Source organism: Polynucleobacter sp. JS-Safj-400b-B2 (assembly GCF_018881975.1).
Classification (GTDB): domain Bacteria; phylum Pseudomonadota; class Gammaproteobacteria; order Burkholderiales; family Burkholderiaceae; genus Polynucleobacter.
In genome coordinates this window covers 13,064-28,502 of record NZ_JACVPJ010000006.1, presented here as the reverse complement: position 1 = coordinate 28,502, position 15,439 = coordinate 13,064, and the positions used below count along the sequence as shown (strand labels likewise).

15 protein-coding genes are annotated in these 15,439 nt (G+C 46.5%); 10 read left to right on the top strand and 5 right to left on the bottom strand.

Going from position 1 to position 15,439, the window contains the following annotated elements; translation table 11 throughout:
- Positions 1–15: 15 nt before the first annotated feature.
- Both ICN48_RS08235 and ICN48_RS08230 read left to right on the top strand, forming a co-directional pair.
- A complete protein-coding gene (locus tag ICN48_RS08235) occupies positions 16–891 on the top strand; it encodes a dienelactone hydrolase family protein (RefSeq protein ID WP_216153227.1) in 876 nt (291 codons plus the stop codon).
- Between the two features lie 5 nt (positions 892–896).
- Positions 897–1,670 (top strand): ZIP family metal transporter, encoded by a 774-nt coding sequence (locus ICN48_RS08230; protein ID WP_216153306.1) that lies wholly within the window; start codon positions 897–899, stop codon positions 1,668–1,670.
- Positions 1,671–1,701: 31 nt separating this feature from the next.
- On the opposite strand, the gene ICN48_RS08225 is transcribed toward ICN48_RS08230, so the two are convergent.
- A complete protein-coding gene (locus ICN48_RS08225) occupies positions 1,702–2,532 on the bottom strand; it encodes a sulfurtransferase (RefSeq protein ID WP_216153226.1) in 831 nt (276 codons plus the stop codon).
- A gap of 48 nt (positions 2,533–2,580) precedes the next feature.
- On the bottom strand, positions 2,581–3,687 hold the full coding sequence (locus tag ICN48_RS08220; RefSeq protein ID WP_216153225.1) for an SRPBCC family protein: 1,107 nt from the start codon (positions 3,685–3,687) through the stop codon (positions 2,581–2,583).
- A gap of 161 nt (positions 3,688–3,848) precedes the next feature.
- Between ICN48_RS08220 and xseB the strand changes: the two genes are divergently transcribed.
- From xseB to folE2, 4 genes are read left to right on the top strand one after another with little or no spacing between them, the layout of a single operon-like run.
- Positions 3,849–4,082 carry an exodeoxyribonuclease VII small subunit gene (gene xseB, locus ICN48_RS08215; RefSeq protein ID WP_072582862.1) on the top strand — a complete coding sequence of 78 codons (234 nt, stop codon included), beginning with the start codon at positions 3,849–3,851 and terminating at the stop codon, positions 4,080–4,082.
- Positions 4,083–4,979: a polyprenyl synthetase family protein gene (locus ICN48_RS08210; protein WP_216153224.1), complete on the top strand. Its 897-nt coding sequence runs from the start codon at positions 4,083–4,085 to the stop codon at positions 4,977–4,979.
- Between the two features lie 44 nt (positions 4,980–5,023).
- Complete coding sequence (gene dxs / locus ICN48_RS08205) at positions 5,024–6,925, top strand: 1-deoxy-D-xylulose-5-phosphate synthase (RefSeq protein WP_216153223.1); 1,902 nt, start codon at positions 5,024–5,026, stop codon at positions 6,923–6,925.
- A 25-nt stretch (positions 6,926–6,950) separates the two neighbouring features.
- Positions 6,951–7,778 (top strand): GTP cyclohydrolase FolE2, encoded by an 828-nt coding sequence (gene folE2, locus ICN48_RS08200; RefSeq protein WP_216153222.1) that lies wholly within the window; start codon positions 6,951–6,953, stop codon positions 7,776–7,778.
- 23 nt (positions 7,779–7,801) lie between these two features.
- Here folE2 and tsaD read toward each other — a convergent pair whose 3' ends face one another.
- Positions 7,802–8,875, bottom strand: a complete 1,074-nt coding sequence (tsaD, locus tag ICN48_RS08195; protein WP_216153221.1) for a tRNA (adenosine(37)-N6)-threonylcarbamoyltransferase complex transferase subunit TsaD — start codon at positions 8,873–8,875, stop codon at positions 7,802–7,804.
- Positions 8,876–8,952: 77 nt separating this feature from the next.
- Here tsaD and rpsU point away from each other — a divergent pair, with 77 nt between their 5' ends.
- From rpsU to rpoD, 4 genes are all read left to right on the top strand, one after another.
- Positions 8,953–9,165 carry a 30S ribosomal protein S21 gene (gene rpsU, locus ICN48_RS08190; protein ID WP_011903537.1) on the top strand — a complete coding sequence of 71 codons (213 nt, stop codon included), beginning with the start codon at positions 8,953–8,955 and terminating at the stop codon, positions 9,163–9,165.
- A 137-nt stretch (positions 9,166–9,302) separates the two neighbouring features.
- Complete coding sequence (locus ICN48_RS08185; protein ID WP_216153220.1) at positions 9,303–9,749, top strand: GatB/YqeY domain-containing protein; 447 nt, start codon at positions 9,303–9,305, stop codon at positions 9,747–9,749.
- Positions 9,750–9,798: 49 nt separating this feature from the next.
- Positions 9,799–11,763 (top strand): DNA primase, encoded by a 1,965-nt coding sequence (gene dnaG / locus ICN48_RS08180; RefSeq protein ID WP_216153219.1) that lies wholly within the window; start codon positions 9,799–9,801, stop codon positions 11,761–11,763.
- Positions 11,764–12,005: 242 nt separating this feature from the next.
- Entirely contained in the window at positions 12,006–14,549 is a 2,544-nt protein-coding gene (gene rpoD / locus ICN48_RS08175) for an RNA polymerase sigma factor RpoD (protein ID WP_216863774.1), read from the top strand.
- A 29-nt stretch (positions 14,550–14,578) separates the two neighbouring features.
- Here rpoD and ICN48_RS08170 read toward each other — a convergent pair whose 3' ends face one another.
- Positions 14,579–14,983: a PIN domain-containing protein gene (locus ICN48_RS08170; RefSeq protein ID WP_216153218.1), complete on the bottom strand. Its 405-nt coding sequence runs from the start codon at positions 14,981–14,983 to the stop codon at positions 14,579–14,581.
- The gene (locus tag ICN48_RS08165) at positions 14,973–15,203 is read right to left on the bottom strand and encodes an AbrB/MazE/SpoVT family DNA-binding domain-containing protein (protein WP_072582921.1); all 231 of its coding nucleotides are present in this window, start codon (positions 15,201–15,203) and stop codon (positions 14,973–14,975) included. The genes ICN48_RS08170 and ICN48_RS08165 overlap by 11 nt, the downstream gene beginning before the upstream one ends.
- Positions 15,204–15,439 lie beyond the last annotated feature (236 nt).

Below are 15,439 nucleotides of genomic sequence, written 5' to 3'. Positions count from 1 at the left end.
CTAGGGGACAAGATAATGAGTAAAGATATTCAAAATAGTCGACGCAATTTCATGAAGACATCCGCACTGGGTGCGACCGCAATTGGGGTTGGATTTGTAGCTGCGTCTGAGCCTGTCATGGCTGCTGCTATCGAAACGGATTTCAAGGGCATCAAAGCTGGTGAGCAGATGATTCCTGTTGGTAGTTTTCAGATGCCTGCTTATGTTTCTCGCCCTGAAAAAGTGAAAGGCTCGTTGCCCGTCATTATTGTCGCGAGTGAAATCTTTGGCGTGCACGAATATATTGCTGATGTCACAAGACGTTTTGCCAAATTAGGTTATCTTGCTATTGCCCCAGAATTCTTTGCCCGCGCAGGCGATCCAAATGCTTATGGAACGATAGCGGAGATTCAGCAAAATATTGTGGCCAAAACTCCAGACTCGCAGGTCTTAAATGATTTGCAGGCAGCCTTGGTTTGGGCTGGTAAGAATGGCGGTGATCTCAAGCGGGTCGGTGTAACCGGCTTCTGTTGGGGTGGTCGTATTACTTGGCTATCGGCAACCCTGCCACAAGTACGTGCCGGAGTGGCCTGGTATGGACGCCTCATCGGCGAGAAGACTGAAGGTAACCCCAAACATCCTGTAGATATTGCTGCTGATTTAAAAGCACCAGTGCTCGGCTTGTACGGTGCTGCTGATACCGGGATTTCTCTAGAGAGCATTGAACAAATGCGTACCGCACTAGCGCAAGCAGCCCCAAAAAATCCAGCGGCTAAGGCCTGTCAATTTGAAGTGTACCCAGATGCTCCACATGCTTTCCATGCAGACTATCGCGCCACTTATCGTGAGGGTCCTGCTAAAGATGGTTGGGAAAAATGTCTTGCCTGGTTCAAGAAAATGGGAGTGGTGTAAGCGCGATGCCTGTTTTACAAACCATTCTCTTGGTCACCACCTTAGCAGGCACTGCTAGCGTCTTAGTTGCAGCAAGTTGTTCTTTAGCGATGCTGTCGAAGATGGTCAACAACATGGTCAGTTTATCTGTTGGTATTTTGTTGGCAACTGCTTTACTTCACTCCTTGCCTGAGGCATTTAGCATGGAGGGTGCAAGCCCCCAGTACTTGTTTGCCACCTTGCTCGCTGGGTTATTAGGATTCTTCTTGCTCGAGAAAATCGCTTTACTACGTCACGATCACCATCATGAAGGCGATGGGCACCAGCACCATCATGGCCATGATGCTGAAAATGCTGGGCGTAGTGGTTGGATGATTTTGGTTGGTGATGGTATTCATAACTTTGTAGATGGCATCTTGATAGCGGCAGCCTTCATGGCCGACTATCAGGCTGGTATCTTCACCGCTATTGCGATCATTGCCCACGAGATTCCACAAGAGATCGGCGATTTCATTGTGCTTCTGAATGCTGGCTTCTCGCGCGCACGTGCTTTGTTATACAACTTTATCTGCGGCTTATCAGCGGTAGTAGGCGGGGTACTGGCATATTTCTTTTTGGAGCGCGCCCATGCAGCGATGCCTTACTTACTAGTGATTGCGTCCAGTAGTTTTATTTATATTGCGGTGAGTGATCTCATTCCGCAAATGCACCGCCGTCCACACTGGGTTGAGTCTTTGCGTCAAACACTATTGATTGCTTGCGGCGTAGGTTTTGTGATCCTGCTTTCTTTACTGCATTAATACATTTCCACAGACTTAAAACTCAACTGCCCTAGAGTTCAACAGGCCTATTGGTGTCTGCACACCATTCGCTCCAACTGCCTGCATACAGGCGCGAACCTTTAAATCCAGCAAGCTCCATCGCCAAAAGGTTATGGCAAGCAGTGACGCCTGAGCCACATTGATGAATGACTTCAGACGCTTTAATAGGTCCAAGAAATTCTGTGAACTCTTTGAATAATTGCTCCGGAGTTTTAAATGCAGTCGCGTTGAGATTGTTTTTGAAGAAGCGATTCATTGCGCCAGGGATATGCCCGCCAACAGGATCTAAAGTTTCATTTTGACCATGAAAACGATCTTCTGTCCGAGCATCAATAATTTTGTTTTTCTGGGTTTGTAGATTGCCTACCACCTCGTCAACTAGAGCGAGCCCTGCATAAGGCATCACTCCGATCACTTGGGCGCAAGGGGTCGGTGCTCTAGGAATGGTGCCCATAGGACCATTCCAAGAATCTAGTCCGCCATCCAACACTTGTACATTGGCATGGCCAGTGGATTTCAGCATCCACCATAAGCGGCTGGCATATACAGAGCCTTGTTTGTCGTAGGCAACTACTAAAGTGTTTGGGCTGATGCCTAAGCGAGTCTTGGTAATTGCCCAGGCTTTAGGACTGGGAAGAGGGTGACGGCCATTGCTGCCAGATTTTGCCCCTGAAAGATCTTTATCAAGGTCAACGTAGATGGCGCCTGGAATATGACTTTCTTCGTAGGAATTTTTGCCAATCAGTGGATCTACTAGATCAAAGCGGCAATCACAGAGCAATACATTCTCACCACTATTAATGATTTCTTCTAACTGGTTTGCTGAGATTAGAGGAGACATGATGCTTCCTTTATAGGTGGCAAGGGGTATTGATAAAACTTGTTTTGATTATGCGCCTTCAAATTTCATGGCGCGGCGATACCACTCATGAAAATGTTGCATGCCATCTTCCATGGGGCTTTGATAGGGACCCACTTCATTTATACCGCGAGCCAGTAGTGCTGCACGTCCTTGATCCATGCGCTCAGCAATTTCATCATCCTCGATGCAAGTTTCCATATAAGCGGCACGTTCTGCCTCCACAAATTCACGCTCAAACAAAGCAATTTCTTCTGGATAGTAGAACTCAACGATGTTGCGTGTTTTGCCAGGCCCCATTGGGTGAAGTGTGGATACGCACAATACACCCGGATACCACTCCACCATCACATTGGGGTAATAGGTTAGCCAAATAGCTCCATGGCGCGGGGCTTTGCCGTCAAATTGACGTAACACTGCCTCATGCCAGTTGCGGTAGGTTGGTGAGCCAGGGGTTTGCAAATCTTTGTGAACGCCAACCGTTTGTACGCTATGCCAGTCACCAAATTCCCAGTGCAGATCTTCGCAAGAAACAAACTTACCTAAGCCCGGATGAAATGGCACAACGTGATAGTCCTCGAGATACACCTCGATGAATGTTTTCCAGTTGTAGTTGCACTCATGTACTTCAACATGATCGAGTACATAACCTTCAAACTTGAGATCATCTGCAACGCCCAGTTTGGCGAGGTCAGTGCGTACGTCGCGCGGCCCTTCAAACAGGAGTCCTTGCCAATTTTGCAAAGGGGATTTGCCTAGATTTAAACAAGGCTTATCTTCAAAGTGTGGAGCACCCAATAAATTGCCGCCTAGGTCATAGGTCCAGCGATGTAATGGGCAGACAATATTGTCAGTTTTGCCGCGACCATTGAGCATTAATGCTTGGCGATGGCGGCAGACGTTTGAAAGAAGTTCTATGCCAGATTCATTGCGAACAAGAATGCGACCTTCGTTTTCTGCGCTTAAAGTTTGATAGGAGCCCATTTCAGGCACCATCAATTCATGACCAACATAGCCGGGGCCCTGCTTAAAAAGCAGTTCAATTTCCCGCTGATATAACTCAGCGTCAAAATATGCCGAAACCGGCAGTTGTAGATTGGACGGCGCAAGCTTCTGCGCGGTAGCCAGATTAGTCATTCTCCCCACCCCCGAAAACGTCAGCCGAAGCTAAGCGGAATAACCAATCCAACCATCGACGGATCGATATTGGAAAGGAAGGGATGGATTATACCCATCCAAGGGGTTTCTCGCTTTAATATGTAGGGCTATCCGTGTAGGAAATACGAAGGAAATAGCTTATGCCAGCCAAGAAGTCAGAGAGTCAAAAACCCGGTCTTGAGGTTCAAATCGACCCCGATTTACGCTATGAACAGGCCGTTAAAGAGCTTGAGAAGCTTATTTCCGATATGGAATCTGGCAAATTTTCACTTGAAGAAACCTTATTAGCCTATCAACGTGGTGCGGCATTGCTTAAGCACTGCCAAGGAATGTTGGCTCAGGTTGAGCAACAAGTTCGCGTGTTCGAGGCTTAATTGAGCACTGCTTTTCAATTTCAGGAGTGGATCACTTCTCACTCTGAGCGTACTGAGCGAGCCTTAGATCGCTTGCTTGATTCCGCACAAAATACCCCTCGTCGTTTGCATGAGGCAATGCGATATGCGGCGCAAGGTGGCGGCAAGCGTATACGCCCACTGTTGGTTTACGCTGCAGGTCAACTCGGCGATGATAAAGAATGCGGCGAGGCATTAGATGCTGCTGCTGTAGCAATTGAATTAATCCATGCTTACTCATTAGTGCACGATGACTTGCCCTGTATGGACGATGATGATTTGCGTCGCGGTCGTCCGACAGTACACAAAGCTTTTGATGAGGCAACAGCATTACTGGTGGGGGATGCACTGCAAACTCGGGCCTTCGAAATTATTGCCATTACAAACTGCGATACGCAAGTGCGCCTCAACATGATTGCCTCTTTAGCTGCTGCCTCTGGTTCACGAGGTATGGCAGGCGGTCAGGCAATTGATTTGGAGAGTGTTGGTAAAAAACTAGATTTGCCAGGCCTAAAGCAAATGCATGCCATGAAGACTGGTGCTTTGTTGTCATGTGCTGTTGAGCTAGGAGGCATTGCTGCCAACCTGAATCCTGCGCAAATGTTGAATCTCGATCATTATTCAAAAGCCCTAGGGTTGGCGTTTCAGATTGTAGATGACGTGCTGGATGCCACCGCTGATAGTCAAACCTTGGGTAAGACTGCTGGCAAAGACGCTGCGGCGAATAAGCCGACCTATGTGACCTTGATGGGTTTAGACTATGCACAGAAGCAGGCTAAAGATTTGCAAGAAACGGCAATCGCCAGCCTAGATGGTTTTGGTGCGCAAGCGCAGGCATTAAAAGATTTGGCTCTCTTGGTTGTCAATCGCGGCAAATAAGAGACTAGCAAGAGAAATTTATCAGTACAGATTACTTAGGTTCAATGACTTTACTTTCCATTAACTCCCCCGATGATCTTAAAAAACTCTCGCGTGAAGAGCTGCCTGCTCTAGCTGATGAGTTGCGTGAGTTTGTTCTGGACTCTGTTTCTAAGACGGGTGGTCATCTGTCGTCAAACTTGGGAACAGTGGAATTATCGATTGCTTTACATTACGTGTTCGACACACCAGACGATCGTATTGTTTGGGATGTGGGTCATCAAAGCTATCCACACAAGATTCTGACTGGTCGTCGTGAGCGCATGAATACCTTGCGTCAATATCAAGGTTTATCAGGTTTTCCACATCGCTCTGAAAGTGAGTTTGATGCTTTTGGCACCGGCCATTCCTCAACGAGCATTTCTGCAGCAATGGGTATGGCACGTGCTTTTCAAACAAAAGGCGAGCGACATGTTGCTGTAGCAGTGATTGGCGATAGCGCTATGACTGGTGGGATGGCTTTCGAAGCCATGAACAACGCTGGTGTGTATGACGACTTGCCGCTTGTAGTCATTTTGAATGACAACGACATGTCAATCTCTCCAGCTGTAGGTGCCCTTAATCGCCACTTGGCTAGATTGCTCAGCGGTAATATTTATTCAGCGACAAAAAAAGGCATTGATAGTGTCCTATCCATTGCGCCACCCTTACGTGAGTTTGCTAAACGCCTTGAAGATCATGCCAAAGGCATGGTTTCACCATCAACAATTTTCCAAGAGTTTGGCTTTAATTATTTCGGCCCGATTGATGGCCATGATTTAGATGCCTTGATTCCGATGCTGCAAAACGTGCGTCGCTTGGCTTTAGAAGGTCGTGGCCCGCAGTTCTTGCACGTAGTTACCAAAAAAGGTCAGGGCTATGAGTTGGCTGAGGCTGATCCTGTGCTGTATCACGGTCCTAGTAAATTCAATCCCGAAGAAGGCGTCAAAAAAGCGGTTGCTAGCAAGAAAACCTTTACCCAAGTATTTGGTGAATGGTTGTGCGACATGGCACACGCAGATCCTTTGTTGGTCGGTATTACCCCAGCGATGCGTGAAGGTTCTGGCCTGGTGGAGTTTGAAAAGAATTTTCCTAAGCGTTACTACGATGTGGGTATTGCTGAACAGCATGCAGTCACTTTTGCAGCGGGTATGGCGTGCGAAGGTATGAAGCCAGTAGTGGCTATTTACTCTACTTTCTTGCAACGCGCGTATGACCAACTCATTCATGATGTGGCCTTACAAGATTTGCCAGTACTGTTTGCATTAGATCGCGCTGGCCTAGTTGGTGCTGATGGCGCTACGCATGCTGGGGCATATGACATTCCATTCTTGCGTTGTATTCCAAACATGTTAGTAATGACACCAGCAGATGAGTCTGAGTGTCGCGATTTATTAACAACCGCTTTCCATCAACCTCATCCAAGCGCAGTGCGATATCCACGTGGTGCGGGTATTGGTGCGATTCCATCTAAGGAATTACGTACATTGCCAATGGGTAAAGGCGAGCTTCGTCGTAAATCAACTGCGCCTGCTGGTCAACGTGTAGCAATTTTGGCATTTGGTACTTTGCTCTACCCTGCACTTGAAGTGGCTGAGGGTATTGATGCAACCGTTGCCAATATGCGTTTTGTTAAACCGCTCGATGTGGATTTAATTCAATCATTAGCTGCCGATCATGATTATTTTGTAACGATTGAAGATGGCGCTATCGCCGGCGGTGCTGGCAGTGCTTGTCTGGAGGCGCTATCAAATCTCGGCATTAATAAACCCCTCTTGCAATTAGGTCTTCCTGATGAATTCATTGAGCATGGCGACTACAGTTTGTTGATGACCAAGTGTGGCTTGGATGTAGCGGGCATTACTAACTCCATCAAACAACGTTTTCCTGCGATATTGGCTACAAATTCAGCGCTTTCAGGCAAATAAGCCCGTTTTGCCTGAAAATAGAGCTATGAATGACATGAACCCCGCCTTTTTGAAAGCCAGCGTAATGCCTGACGTGCAATCCACCTTGGATGAGCGCGCACTGCCAATTGAGCAGGTCGGTATCCGCGGAGTCCGTCACCCACTCACCATTCGCAGCAAGACAGGCAATTTTCCATCGGTAGGCCTTTTTGAGATGGATGTTGCATTGCCTGCGCATGTGAAGGGCACTCATATGTCGCGCTTCATGGCATTACTGCAAAAACAAGATATTGCTGTCGATAGCACTTCAGTAGTGGCAATGGTACGTGAGATGTTGCCATTGCTTGATGCCAAAGAAGGACATGTGCAATTTACTTATACGCACTTTGTTAAAAAAGCTGCGCCAGTATCTGGTGTCGAAAGCTTGATGGATTACGAAGTAACTTGGATGGCTACGGCTAAGCAAAATGAAGCCGGCAACCCCGATGTTGAATTAGGTTTGCGCGCACAAGTTCCAGTGATGAGTTTATGCCCGTGCTCAAAAGAGATTTCAGATTTTGGTGCACATAACCAGCGTTCGCATGTCACTATGTCAGTGGTGCTCGATACCGACACCAAAATGACTGTAGAAGATTTAGTATCTGCTGCAGAGAGTGAAGCATCCAGTGAGTTGTGGGGCCTGCTTAAACGTCCTGACGAAAAATGGGTGACTGAGCATTCTTACAGCAACCCTAAATTTGTAGAGGACTTAGTTCGTGATGTGGCCGGCAACCTCAAGGCAGATCAGCGTATTCGCTCCTTTATGGTAGAGGCCGAGAACTTTGAGTCGATTCATAACCACAGTGCATTTGCCAGAATTAGCCACAAGAAATAGGCAACCACAGATAAGTAATAAATTTATTTCAGATTATTGCTTTGTAAATCCCAACGGGGTTTGATATCAAAGGCTCCAGAAGTTGTGGAGCCATTATTTTTTTCAATCAAACGTAGCGCTCCAGCAAAAGCAATCATCACGCCGTTATCAGTACAAAGTTCTAGCGGTGGGTAATGTACTTCAAAACTATTGCGCTTCGCCTTTTCATTAAGTGCAGCACGTAGTTGTAAATTGGCGCCAACACCACCTGCAAGTACTAAATGTTTGCAGCCAGTTTGCTTGAGTGCTTTCTCTGATTTGCTGACAAGAACTGCGACGATGGAGTCAACAAAGCTTCTGGCAAGGTCCGCATGAAACTGAGCAACCTCATTGGCATCAAGAATGTTTTTCTCAGCAAACTTTTTAGTTTGATTGAGAACGGCAGTCTTTAGGCCGGAGAAGGAAAAATCTAAATCACCAGAATGCATCATGGGCTTTGGTAAATCAAAAATACCTGGACGACCTTGCTCCGCTAATTTAGAAATCGCTGCGCCACCGGGGTAATCCAAGCCGAGTAATTTGGCTGTCTTATCAAAAGCTTCTCCTGCAGCGTCATCTAAAGTTTCACCAAGAAGCTCATATTGACCAATACCGGAGACTTTCATGAGTTGGGTGTGACCGCCAGATACCAAAAGGGCGATAAATGGGAATTGGGGTGCTGTCTGACCCAAAAGCGGGGAAAGCAGGTGTCCTTCAAGGTGGTGAACCCCAATGGACGGTAAATTAAGACCTTGGGCGAGAGATTTTGCAAAAGCACTACCCACTAGGAGGGCGCCAGCCAGCCCAGGGCCCTGAGTGAATGCTACGGCATCAATATCGGCTAATTTGAGGCCAGATTGGGCTAAAGATTGGTCTAAAAGGGGTAAAACCCGGCGAATATGGTCGCGGGAGGCTAATTCAGGGACAACGCCCCCATAGTCCCGGTGCATGGCGATTTGGGAGTGCAAGCCCTGGCCCAGTATGCCTTGGAAGGCTGGTTTACCCTCTTCCCAAGGCGTGGTGTTGTATAAAGCCACCCCGGTCTCGTCACAAGAAGTTTCTATTCCTAAAACAATCATTTTTTTTCTTAGCCGTGCTAGAATCGCAATTCAGTTAATTTTTCGATATCTATCGAGCATATACGAGTTAAATAAGTATGACTACAGTCCGCCTCCGCGAAAACGAACCATTTGAAGTGGCATTGCGCCGTTTCAAGCGCACCATTGAAAAGAATGGCCTTTTGACAGACTTGCGTGCACGCGAGTTTTACGAGAAGCCAACGGCTGAGCGTAAGCGCAAGAAGGCCGCAGCTGCTAAGCGCCATTACAAGCGCATTCGCAGCCAAATGTTGCCTAAGAAGCTTTACTAATAGAATTTAAAAGCTCTCCTCACCGAGAGGCTTTGAAACCCGCTGACGGTGAAACGCAGCGGGTTTTTGCTTTTTGAATTGCCAAATACAACTAGATAGCTGTACAGCTAGATATATTCAACATTAGGAATCAAGCCATGACTTTAAAAGATCAAATTACCGAAGATATGAAAAACGCTATGCGCGCTAAAGAAGTTGAGCGCTTAGGAACGATTCGTCTTTTGTTGGCTGCCATCAAGCAGCGCGAAGTAGATGAGCGCATTGTGGTTGATGATGCGGGTGTGATTGCTACTGTTGAGAAAATGATTAAGCAACGTAAAGATTCGATCTCTCAGTTTGAAAAAGCCAATCGCGATGATTTAGTTGCGATTGAAGCTGCCGAGATGGTGATTTTGCAAACTTACTTGCCGGCACAGTTATCCGATGCCGAAGTCGAGGCTGCAGTAGCTGCTGCGGTTGCCACTACTGGCGCTGCAGGCCCACAAGATATGGGTAAAGTCATTGGCGTACTGAAAGGTCAATTAGCTGGCAAAGCGGATATGGGTAAAGTTTCCGGCTTAGTAAAAGCCGCATTGGCAAAGTAAGTAATTTCAGTAGCTATCCAAGAAAGAAAAATCCTTTCATACTGGCTACATGGCACTCATTCCACAATCCTTCATTGCTGATCTTTTAAATCGGGTTGATATCGTTGATGTGGTTGGGCAGCACGTTAAGTTAAAAAAAGCGGGCGCGAACTTTCAGGGTTTGTGCCCCTTTCATTCAGAGAAGTCTCCATCATTTTCAGTTTCACCTACTAAACAGTTTTATCACTGCTTTGGTTGTGGTGCACACGGCTCTGCCATTAGTTTCTTGATGGAATACTCTGGTCTTGGTTATGTGGATGCCATTGAAGACTTAGCGCGTTCTGCAGGCTTAGATGTACCTCGTGAAGAACGAACTGCAAATGATGTAGCAAGACAGCAGCAAGCAATGGCATTGAGCGAGGTCATGAGCTCGGCTGCAGATTGGTATCGTCAGCAACTCAAAGGCAATACCAGGGCGGTTCAGTATTTAAAGGGTCGCGGCCTAACTGGTGAGGTTGCTAAGCGCTATGCTTTAGGTTATGCCCCTGACGGGTGGCAGGGCTTAGAGGCGGTGTTTGGTACTTACTCCAACGACGAGATAGCGAAGACCCTGATGGAAGGTGGTTTGCTGATACAGGGTGAACAAGCAGAAGGTGCTCAAGCTGTTAAACGCTACGATCGTTTTCGCGATCGCATCATGTTCCCCATTCGCAATCCCAAGGGTCAAACAATAGGCTTTGGTGGACGCATTCTGGATCAGGGTGAGCCGAAGTATTTAAATTCTCCAGAGACGCCACTCTTTTCTAAGGGCAATACTCTCTATGGATTATTTGAAGCAAGGCAAGCGATTCGTGCGCAAGAATATGTTTTGGTGTGTGAAGGCTATATGGATGTTGTTGCCTTAGCGCAGTTAGGTTTTCCAAATGCTGTTGCAACACTGGGTACGGCGTGTACGGCAAACCATGTACGCATGCTCTTGCGTCAGACTGACAAAGTGGTGTTCTCATTCGATGGTGACTCTGCTGGGCAACGTGCGGCTCAGCGTGCTCTTGAGGCATGTTTACCACTTATGTCAGACGATAAAGAAATTCGCTTCTTATTTTTACCGACTGAACATGACCCTGATAGTTATGTGCGGGCTTATGGAGCTTCATCTTTTGAGAAGGTCATTAAAGAAGCAATGTCCATCTCTAGCTTCTTCTTTAAGGTTGTTAGTGATGGCCATGAGCAAACCACTCCTGAGGGAAGAGCCCATACGCATCATGCCGCTAAGCCACTTTTACTATCGATGCCGCCAATCGCGCTTCGTACGCAAATCTTGCGCGAGTTAGCGATTCGAACTAATACGACCCCAGCAGAGCTAGAAGCTTTTTGCGGTTTAACGGTGGCTCCAGTAAGGCAGACTACTTATCAGCCAATGCAAGTAAGAGCGCAAAGTAGTCAAGGCAATCAAAATAATCCTAATGGCTATGCCAGCAACAGCAATCGTCAAGGCGCACCATGGCAAGCATCCAAGGGGTCTGCAAAGCGCGTTGCCACTCAAAATATTGAGCCACCCAAGGCGCCAACAGATTTGGCTGAACAAATGCTGCGAGTCATCATTCAGTTTCCACATTTAGGAAAAGCGTTAGATCCGACTAAACGCGCACTCGCATTGAAGGCGGCCGAACAAAGATCTCCAAAAGCCCATGCCTTGATGCAAGATCTTTTATCGCAGTGTGATTTAGTTGAGCTTATTCCAGGTGAAGGTAACAAACCAGCAACCGCAGGTGCTGGTGCCTTTGCGATGTTCCAAGATCAACTCTCTCGCAGTGAGTTGGCGCCGTTGTATGAAGTCCTGAGAAATCGGGTAATGGGCTCTGATTTAGAGCTAGAAGGTGCGGCCGCCGATTTGGACGGAGCATTTAAAAAGTTGGAATTAACCCATCTCAAGCAAGAGATGACCGAAATTGCCCAAAAGATCGCTGGAGGCACGGCTTCCGAGCAAGATAAAGCCCGTTACCGGGAATTGGGTGAAAAACTGAAATTCTCCTAAGAATTACCTGAAGCAGCCCTAGAAATTCCCTGAAATTACCCCATATTTATAAGTAATGTGGCGGTAAAAAAGTCGTAATCGACTATAATCCTCTGTTCCCAAGAAAAAACCGATTTAATTCAGCCACTTGCGCTTTATTTTGATGAAATTTGGGGTAAGTGGGTAAGTGAGTAAATGAATTACTACGGGGCTGTGTTTCATCAGTCGATATCAACAACAGTAATGTGAGTAAGTGCTAATAAATGCCGAATACCAAGACCAAAAAACCAGCTCCAAAAGCGAAAGCTCCAGCTAAACCAGTAAAGGCTGCTGTAAAACCAGTGGCCAAAGCAAAAACTCCGGCAAGACCAATTAAGGCTCCAGCTAAACCAGTTGTTAAAGCAAAGACCCCAGCAAAGCCGGTAAAAGCTGCCGCTAGGCCAGCGCCTAAAGCTAAAGTACCAGCTAAGCCAGCTCCAAAAGCGAAAGCTCCAGCTAAGCCAGTAAAGGCAGTTGCTAAGCCAGCACCTAAGGTGGTAGCTAAGGTGCCAGCTAAGGCTCCAGCAAAACCAACAAAAGCTGTTGCAAAGCCAGCGGCAAAAGTACCGGCAAAATTGCCGGCTAGGCCAGTTGCTAAGGCACCTGCGAAAGTAGCAAAAGTAGAAGTCAAAGTTGAGCCAGTAAAGAAAGCTAAAGCAGCGCCTGCAGCAAAGGCTGAGCCAATTAAAGAAACAATAGAAACCAAGGGTAAAAAAGCCAAGGTTGCTGAAGTTGAGGTTCCAACAGTTGAAGATGAGAAAAAGCGCGGCCGCAAAGCGAAAGCGGACGCCCCTGCAGAAAATGCTGAGCCAGTATTAACGGATCGCCAAAAAGCCCGTGAGCGTAAGGCTAAAGAGAAGGCACTTCTAAAAGAATTTGCAGCACAGCAGTTAGGTACTGAAGAGCAACAAGAATTGCGTCGTGCGCGCTTGAAGACCTTGATCAAGATGGGTATGTCCAAGGGTTACTTAACCCATGGCGAGATGAATGACGTGATGTCTGACGAGTTATCAGATGCAGATGCATTAGAGACTTTGATCAGCTTGCTAAACGACATCGGTATTACTGTTTACGAACAAGCACCCGATGCTGAAACCTTAATCTTGTCTGACAACACAGAAGCTGCAGCTTCCGAAGAGGAGGCTGAAGAAAAGGCTGAAGCAGCCCTTTCCACAGTGGACTCAGAGTTTGGTCGCACAACCGACCCGGTGCGCATGTATATGCGTGAAATGGGTACAGTAGATTTGCTGACTCGCGAAGGCGAGATTGTGATTGCGAAGAAGATTGAGGCCGGCCTCAAAGACATGGTGATGGCTTTGGCCGCTTGTCCTGTAACGATTGCTGAGATTCTGAGCAACGTTGACAAGATTGCTAGTGGCGAAATGGAGATTGACCAGTTTGTTGATGGCTTGGTTGATCCAAACGCAGAGGATATAAAGCTTGGACCTGAAGAGCCAGAAATTGATCCCGATGCAGAAGAGGGTGATGAAGAGGGTGGCGAAGATGAAGGCGGCGGTGGGGGTGGTGCTGCAACTGCGAATGCCAAGCAATTAGAAGAGTTAAAGCAAATTTCTTTAGAGAAGTTTGCGATCGTTCGCACACAAGCTGACAAGATGCGTCGTGCCTTCGATAAGGATGGCTACAACTGTCCTGCATACGTGAAGGCACAAGAAGCTATTCGTGCTGAATTACTTGGTTTCCGCTTAACGGCGAAGAGTGTTGAGAAGTTATGTGACACCATGCGCTCACAAGTGGATCAAGTTTGGAAGCTAGAGCGTGGCATTGTTAGTCTTTTGGTCGACAAAGTTGGCGTCAATCGTGGCGAAGTATTAAAAGACTTCCCTACGATGTCCATGAATTTAACTTGGACTGAAAAGTTGCTTAAAGAGAACAAGCCATACAGCGCACTCTTGCAGCGTAACGTTCCAGCCATTCAAGAGCTACAACAGAAGTTGATTGATATTCAGAAGAATGTTGTTATTCCACTTCCAGAATTAAAAGAAGTAAACAAGCAAATGATTGCTGGTGAGAAGCGTGCCCGTGAAGCAAAACGTGAGATGACAGTAGCCAACTTACGTTTGGTAATCTCGATTGCTAAGAAATACACTAACCGTGGTTTGCAGTTCTTGGATCTGATTCAAGAAGGCAATATCGGTTTGATGAAGGCGGTAGATAAGTTTGAATACCGTCGTGGCTATAAGTTCTCCACCTATGCAACATGGTGGATTCGTCAGGCGATTACTCGTTCGATTGCTGACCAGGCACGTACGATCCGTATTCCAGTTCATATGATCGAGACCATCAATAAGATGAACCGTATCAGCCGTCAGATCTTGCAAGAAACTGGCCATGAGCCAGATGCTGCAACCTTGGCGCTGAAAATGGAGATTCCTGAAGATAAAATTCGTAAGATCATGAAGATCGCTAAGGAGCCAATCTCTATGGAGACACCGATTGGTGACGACGAAGATTCTCATTTAGGCGACTTCATTGAGGATGGCAATACATTGGCTCCAGCAGAAGCTGCGTTGCATGACTCTATGCGCGATGTGGTGAAAGACGTTCTCGATTCATTGACGCCACGCGAAGCAAAAGTATTGCGTATGCGCTTTGGTGTTGAGATGAGCACTGACCATACTCTCGAAGAAGTCGGCAAACAGTTTGATGTTACTCGTGAGCGTATCCGTCAGATCGAAGCGAAGGCTCTGCGCAAGATGCGTCATCCAAGCCGTAGCGACAAACTCAAGACCTTCCTCGAGGAAGATTGATTGTCTAGCACTTCGATATCGTGAGTCCTTTATAAAAAAGGATTCACGATTTGCAGTCTCTTATCAATTACTTGCCGGTGCTGCATATCTTCCGAGTACAGTTTTTCGCATCCTGCTTGCAAAGCCGCAGCAATAATCATTGAATCATAGTGATGGTATCCATATCGCCTAGACACCATCAATCCAGTTTCAAAAGTAGCTATATCAAGCGATCTTACGTTGAATGTAGACGTAAATAAATCTAAGAATTCATCCAGCTCACTATTAGATATTTTTATTTTTCTAATGCTAGCAGAAGTAAATTTATTAAGCACTTGAACGCTTATTACGTTCGATTGCTGTAAATTTTTAGTAACCCAGTCTGCTTTTTTGGTATCTGATGATAGTAAATAAAGTAGGGTATTGGTATCAAAAAATATCTTCTTAGCGTTCATTCAATTCAGATCTATCAAAGTGAAAATCAGCGGGCATGCGACCACGAAATTTTCTCAAACTTTGAAGCCTATCCTGCAAGGAAGGTTTCTTCTTAACTTGGAAATGCTTTTTATCGGCAACATGGACCTCAATGTCGTCCCCTTCTTTTAGCTCTAAAAATTCGACCACTTGAGCTGGTAGACGAATGGCAAGGCTGTTCCCCCATTTTGATACGACCATGATTTTCATCTCCTTTAGATATACATATAATAATGTAGATCTAAACAAAAACCAACATTTCAGCAAGTGCATACCAATCAATCATTTGAAGGGCCCCTTCAATTACAATGAGTGGTTAGGGCCCATAGCTCAGTTGGTTAGAGCAGAGGACTCATAAGAAAGAAGCCCTAGGGGTCTAGTAGAAAATACCTCAATGATTTCAAGAGCTTAGTGGTGAAATAGGTGGTCAAAATTGC

What these genes read in the sequence shown, in the direction of transcription:
- ICN48_RS08235 (WP_216153227.1), top strand. Translation starts at nt 16, where the DNA reads ATGAGTAAAGATATTCAAAATAGTCGACGCAATTTCATGAAGACATCC.
- ICN48_RS08185 (WP_216153220.1), top strand. Translation starts at nt 9,303, where the DNA reads ATGACTTTAAAAGATCAAATTACCGAAGATATGAAAAACGCTATGCGC.
- dxs (WP_216153223.1), top strand. Translation starts at nt 5,024, where the DNA reads ATGACTTTACTTTCCATTAACTCCCCCGATGATCTTAAAAAACTCTCG.
- folE2 (WP_216153222.1), top strand. Translation starts at nt 6,951, where the DNA reads ATGAATGACATGAACCCCGCCTTTTTGAAAGCCAGCGTAATGCCTGAC.
- ICN48_RS08170 (WP_216153218.1), bottom strand. Translation starts at nt 14,983, where the DNA reads ATGAACGCTAAGAAGATATTTTTTGATACCAATACCCTACTTTATTTA.
- dnaG (WP_216153219.1), top strand. Translation starts at nt 9,799, where the DNA reads ATGGCACTCATTCCACAATCCTTCATTGCTGATCTTTTAAATCGGGTT.
- xseB (WP_072582862.1), top strand. Translation starts at nt 3,849, where the DNA reads ATGCCAGCCAAGAAGTCAGAGAGTCAAAAACCCGGTCTTGAGGTTCAA.
- ICN48_RS08165 (WP_072582921.1), bottom strand. Translation starts at nt 15,203, where the DNA reads ATGGTCGTATCAAAATGGGGGAACAGCCTTGCCATTCGTCTACCAGCT.
- rpoD (WP_216863774.1), top strand. Translation starts at nt 12,006, where the DNA reads ATGCCGAATACCAAGACCAAAAAACCAGCTCCAAAAGCGAAAGCTCCA.
- ICN48_RS08225 (WP_216153226.1), bottom strand. Translation starts at nt 2,532, where the DNA reads ATGTCTCCTCTAATCTCAGCAAACCAGTTAGAAGAAATCATTAATAGT.
- ICN48_RS08220 (WP_216153225.1), bottom strand. Translation starts at nt 3,687, where the DNA reads ATGACTAATCTGGCTACCGCGCAGAAGCTTGCGCCGTCCAATCTACAA.
- tsaD (WP_216153221.1), bottom strand. Translation starts at nt 8,875, where the DNA reads ATGATTGTTTTAGGAATAGAAACTTCTTGTGACGAGACCGGGGTGGCT.
- rpsU (WP_011903537.1), top strand. Translation starts at nt 8,953, where the DNA reads ATGACTACAGTCCGCCTCCGCGAAAACGAACCATTTGAAGTGGCATTG.
- ICN48_RS08230 (WP_216153306.1), top strand. Translation starts at nt 897, where the DNA reads ATGCCTGTTTTACAAACCATTCTCTTGGTCACCACCTTAGCAGGCACT.